This window comes from Pseudomonas sp., from assembly GCF_030147005.1.
GTDB lineage: Bacteria > Pseudomonadota > Gammaproteobacteria > Pseudomonadales > Pseudomonadaceae > Aquipseudomonas.
In genome coordinates, this window is the sequence record NZ_JASLAW010000244.1 from 1 (window position 1) to 5,327 (window position 5,327).

Annotated in this window: 4 protein-coding genes; 2 read left to right on the top strand and 2 right to left on the bottom strand. The window is 58.8% G+C overall.

The features are described 5' to 3' along the window. Positions 1–166 precede the first annotated feature (166 nt). Together cysS and Q1V60_RS22920 are read right to left on the bottom strand one after the other, a co-directional pair. The gene (gene cysS / locus Q1V60_RS22915) at positions 167–1,555 is read right to left on the bottom strand and encodes a cysteine--tRNA ligase (protein WP_300635094.1); all 1,389 of its coding nucleotides are present in this window, start codon (positions 1,553–1,555) and stop codon (positions 167–169) included. 19 nt (positions 1,556–1,574) lie between these two features. Beyond that, positions 1,575–3,275 carry a glutamine--tRNA ligase/YqeY domain fusion protein gene (locus Q1V60_RS22920; RefSeq protein ID WP_300635096.1) on the bottom strand — a complete coding sequence of 567 codons (1,701 nt, stop codon included), beginning with the start codon at positions 3,273–3,275 and terminating at the stop codon, positions 1,575–1,577. A gap of 261 nt (positions 3,276–3,536) precedes the next feature. Here Q1V60_RS22920 and Q1V60_RS22925 point away from each other — a divergent pair, with 261 nt between their 5' ends. Beyond that, complete coding sequence (locus Q1V60_RS22925; RefSeq protein ID WP_166406076.1) at positions 3,537–4,043, top strand: peptidylprolyl isomerase; 507 nt, start codon at positions 3,537–3,539, stop codon at positions 4,041–4,043. Next, the gene (gene lpxH, locus Q1V60_RS22930) at positions 4,040–4,789 is read left to right on the top strand and encodes a UDP-2,3-diacylglucosamine diphosphatase (protein WP_300635099.1); all 750 of its coding nucleotides are present in this window, start codon (positions 4,040–4,042) and stop codon (positions 4,787–4,789) included. Before Q1V60_RS22925 ends, lpxH begins: the two co-directional genes overlap by 4 nt. The last annotated feature ends 538 nt before the right edge of the window (positions 4,790–5,327 follow it).

Below are 5,327 nucleotides of genomic sequence, written 5' to 3' on the forward strand. Positions count from 1 at the left end.
GCCTGCGATGGCGTTGGATCAGTCAGCATTTTCGGTAACTGACACTCCGCCATCGCAGGCAAGCCAGCTCCCACATTTGGATCGGGGTACCCGCTGAAACTGTTGCGTGCTTGACGAAAAAAACGCCCCGAACCAGTCGGGGCGTTTTTCATTCAGCGTTTACCGGTCAAGCCTGATCAGCCAACCGCCACGTCGTCCCGCCCTTCCCGTCTTCCAACACCACACCCATCGCGGTCAGTTGGTCGCGGATACGGTCGGATTCCGCCCAGTCTTTACCTGCCCGAGCAGCCAGACGCGCCTGGATCAAGGCATCCACTTCAGCCGCATCCACACGCCCTTCGGCGCCGGCCTGCAGGAAGTCATCGGCTTCCATCTGCAACACGCCCAGCACGCTGGCCAGCTCTTTCAAGCGTGCCGCCAAGCCTGCCGCTGCGTCGATATCCGTCTCGCGCAGGCGGTTGATTTCGCGCACCATTTCGAACAGCACGGCGCAGGCTTCCGGGGTGCCGAAGTCGTCGTTCATGACTTCGGTAAAGCGCGCCACAAAGGCTTCGCCGCCGGCCGGGGCCACTGCGGGGAGGCCTTTCAACGCATGGTAGAACCGCTCCAGGGCGCCCTTGGCGTCCTTGAGGTTGTCTTCCGAGTAGTTGATGGCGCTGCGGTAGTGGCTGGACACCAACAAATACCGCACCACTTCCGGATGGTACTTTTCCAGCACGTCGCGAATGGTGAAGAAGTTGTTCAAGGACTTGGACATCTTCTCGCCATTGATGCGGATCATGCCGCAGTGCATCCAGGCGTTGGCGTAGGTCTTGCCGGTGGCGGCTTCGCTCTGGGCGATTTCGTTTTCGTGGTGCGGAAATTCCAGGTCGCTGCCGCCGCCATGAATGTCGAAGGTCTCGCCCAGGCAGCAGGTGGACATCACCGAGCATTCGATGTGCCAGCCCGGACGCCCGGCGCCCCACGGCGATTCCCAGCTCGGCTCGCCCGGTTTGGTGGCTTTCCACAGTACGAAATCCAGCGGGTCCTGCTTGGCTTCGTCGACTTCGATCCGAGCACCGATGCGCAGGTCTTCGATCTTCTTGCGCGACAACTTGCCGTAGCCCATGAACTTGGCGACGCGGTAGTACACGTCGCCATTGCCGGGAGCGTAGGCATAGCCCTTGTCGATCAAGGTCTGGATCATCGCGTGCATGCCCGGAATATGGTCGGTGGCACGCGGCTCCATATCCGGCTTGAGGATGTTCAGTCGCGCCTCGTCCTCGTGCATCGCAGCGATCATGCGCGCGGTGAGTGCGTCGAACGATTCGCCGTTTTCGTTGGCGCGGTTGATGATCTTGTCGTCGATGTCGGTGATGTTGCGCACGTAGGTCAAGTCATAGCCGCTGAACCGCAACCAGCGGGTCACCAGGTCGAAGGCAACCATGCTGCGGCCGTGGCCGATGTGGCAGTAGTCGTACACGGTCATGCCGCACACGTACATGCGCACTTTGTTGCCATCCAGCGGCTTGAAGACTTCTTTGGTCTTGCTGAGTGTGTTGTAGATCGTTAGCACGACAGTTCCTTAAACAGAATCACTGGCCCCACGAATCTCGCAAGGTCACGGTACGGTTGAATACCGGCTGACCTGGTTTCGAGTCCTTGATATCCGCGCAGAAGTAACCTTCGCGCTCGAACTGGAAACGGTCTTCCGGCTGTGCGTCGCCCAGCGATGGCTCGGCACGACAACCAGTGAGTACTTGCAGGGAGTCAGGGTTGATGTTGTCGAGGAAACTGGCGCTGTCTTCGGCCTTCTCAGGGTTCGGCGAACGGAACAGGCGGTCGTACAAACGCACTTCGCATTCGATGCTGGCCGCGGCCGGCACCCAGTGGACCACGCCTTTGACCTTGCGGCCTTCAGGGTTCTTGCCCAGGGTCTCCGGGTCGTACGAGCAGCGCAGTTCGACGATGTTGCCATCGGCGTCCTTGATCGCTTCATCGGCACGGATCACGTAGCTGCCGCGCAGGCGCACTTCGCCGTTCGGCTCCAGGCGCTTGTAGCCTTTTGGCGGCTCTTCCATGAAGTCATCGCGGTCGATGTAGATTTCACGGGCGAACGGCAACTTGCGCACGCCAAGTTCTTCTTTCTGCGGGTGACGCGGCAGTTCGAGGTTTTCGACCTGACCTTCCGGGTAGTTGGTGATCACGACTTTCAGCGGACGCAGCACGCACATGGCGCGCGGGGCGTTTGCGTCCAGGTCCTGACGGATGCTGAACTCGAGCATGCCGAAGTCGACCACGCCGTCGGAGCGGTTGGTGCCGACCATGTCGCAGAAATTACGGATCGACGCCGGGGTGTAGCCGCGACGACGGAAGCCCGACAGCGTCGACATGCGCGGGTCATCCCAGCCATGCACGTGCTTTTCATCCACCAGTTGCTTGAGCTTGCGCTTGCTGGTGATGGTGTAGTTCAGGTTCAGGCGGCTGAACTCGTACTGGCGCGGCTGTGCCGGCACCGGCAGGTTGCTCAGGAACCACTCGTACAGCGGGCGATGGCTCTCGAACTCCAGGGTGCAGATGGAGTGAGTGATGCCTTCGATGGCGTCCGACTGACCGTGGGTGAAGTCGTAGTTGGGATAGATGCACCACTTGTCACCGGTCTGGTGGTGGTGGGCATGGCGGATGCGGTACATGATCGGGTCGCGCAGGTTCATGTTCGGCGAGGCCATGTCGATCTTGGCGCGCAGCACGCGGGCGCCGTCCGGGAATTCGCCGGCGCGCATGCGGGCGAACCAGTCCAGGTTCTCTTCCACCGAACGGTCGCGGAACGGGCTGTTCTTGCCCGGCTCGGTCAGGGAGCCACGGTATTCCTTGGCCTGCTCGGGGCTCAAGTCGTCGACGTAGGCCTTGCCGGCCTTGATCAGCTCGACGGCCCAGTCGTGCAACTGGTCGAAGTATTGCGAGGCATAGCGCACTTCACCGGACCATTGGAAGCCCAGCCACTTCACATCGCTTTCGATGGCGTCGATGTATTCCTGGTCTTCCTTGGCCGGGTTGGTGTCGTCGAAACGCAGGTGCGTGACGCCACCGAACTCCTGGGCCAGACCGAAGTTCACACAGATCGACTTGGCGTGACCGATGTGCAGGTAGCCGTTGGGCTCTGGCGGGAAACGGGTGACGATCTGCGTGTGCTTGCCCGAATCCAGGTCCGCCTGGATGATCGGGCGCAGGAAATTGACCGGGACGGCAGGTCCGGCCTTGGAATTCGAGGTAGGGTCGACAGTGGGCTTGCTCATAGGATCCTTGAACAGACAGGTTCGTGGCCAGGTGGGGCCAGATAAAACAAAGGGCTCATAATAGCCGAAGCAGTCAAGACACTGACAGAGCAGGGTCAAAAACTGCGGTTTAATTCCTCTTTAAATGGCCGGGGCGGTAAAAAACCACCTCGAAATTCCTGCAGGGCACGCTAAACTGCGCGCCTTGGCCGACGTTTAGCCAGACAGGTAAGGCGCCCCACGGCGCTCAAACCCACGAATTCCCTGAAAAGAGTAGTGAACATGACTCAAGTCAAACTGACCACCAACCACGGTGACATCGTCATCGAGCTGAACGCCGAGAAAGCGCCGATCACCGTCGCCAACTTCATCGAGTACGTCAAAGCCGGCCACTACGAAAACACCGTTTTTCACCGTGTCATCGGTAACTTCATGATCCAGGGCGGCGGTTTCGAGCCAGGCATGAAAGAAAAGAAAGACAAGCGTCCAAGCATCCAGAACGAAGCGGACAACGGCCTTTCCAACGACAAGTACACCGTCGCCATGGCCCGTACCATGGAGCCGCATTCGGCCTCCGCGCAGTTCTTCATCAACGTTGCCGACAACGCCTTCCTGAACCACAGCGGCAAGAACGTGCAGGGTTGGGGTTACGCGGTGTTCGGTAAAGTCACCGAAGGCACCGACGTTGTCGACAAGATCAAAGGTGTGTCCACCACGTCCAAAGCCGGTCACCAGGATGTTCCAGCCGAAGACGTCATCGTCGAGAAAGCCGAGATCATCGAAGCGTGATATTGCTGATTTCAGACTTGCATCTGGAAGAGGAGCGCCCGGACATTACCCGGGCGTTTCTGGATCTGCTCCACGGCCGCGCCCGTGGTGCCCAGGCGTTGTACATTCTGGGGGACTTTTTTGAAGCCTGGATTGGCGACGATGGGATGACGGCGTTCCAGCGTTCGATCTGTGAAGCGCTGCGCGAACTGAGCGACAGCGGCACCCCGATTTTCATCATGCACGGCAACCGCGATTTCCTGATCGGCAAGGCGTTCTGCAAAGCGGCAGGCGCAACGTTGCTCAAGGACCCGAGTGTCGTGCAATTGGCAGGCGAACCCGTGCTGCTGATGCATGGCGACAGCCTTTGCACCCGCGACCTCGGCTATATGAAGCTGCGGCGCATCCTGCGTAACCCGGTTGTGCTGTTTATCCTGCGCCACCTGCCCCTGGGTACGCGCCATAAACTGGCGCGCAAGCTGCGCAGTGAAAGCTCAGCCCAAGTGCGCATGAAAGCCAACGACATTGTCGATGTCACCCCCGAGGAAGTGCCACGGGTGATGCAGCACTTTGGCGTGCGCACACTGGTCCACGGCCACACGCATCGCCCGGCGATCCATAAGCTGCAGATTGGTGACCAGGCGGCCAAGCGTATTGTGCTGGGAGATTGGGACAAGCAAGGGTGGGCATTGCAGGTGGATGAGCAAGGCTTTCAACTGGCGGCGTTTGGCCTTGTCACTCCGCAGCTGGCGTTGCCGGGCGCATAAACTGCAACACCGCCTATTTAAGTGAACAAATCTGCACTTAATGCGGGAGCGGGCTTGCTTGCGAATGCAGGGTGTCAGCCGATACCTATGTGACTGATACACCGAATTTTTAAGGTGAACAAACCTGCACTTAATGTGGGAGCGGGCTTGCTCGCGAATGCAGGATGTCAGTCGATACCTATGTGACTGATACACCGCATTTTTAAGGTGAACAAACCTGCACTTAATGTGGGAGCGGGCTTGCTCGCGAATGCAGGATGTCAGCCGATACCTATGTGACTGATACACCGAATTTTTAAGGTGAACAAACCTGCACTTAATGTGGGAGCCGGCTTGCTTGCGATTGCAGGGTGTCAGCCGATACCTATGTGACTGATACACCGCATTTTTAAGGTGAACAAACCCGCACTTAATGTGGGAGCGGGCTTGCTCGCGAATGCAGGCTGTCAGTCGATACCTATGTGACTGATACACCGCATTTTAAGGTGAACAAACCTGCACATAATGTGGTAGCGGGCTTGCTTGCGAATGCAGGGTG

What these genes read in the sequence shown, in the direction of transcription:
- Q1V60_RS22920 (WP_300635096.1), bottom strand. Translation starts at nt 3,275, where the DNA reads ATGAGCAAGCCCACTGTCGACCCTACCTCGAATTCCAAGGCCGGACCT.
- Q1V60_RS22925 (WP_166406076.1), top strand. Translation starts at nt 3,537, where the DNA reads ATGACTCAAGTCAAACTGACCACCAACCACGGTGACATCGTCATCGAG.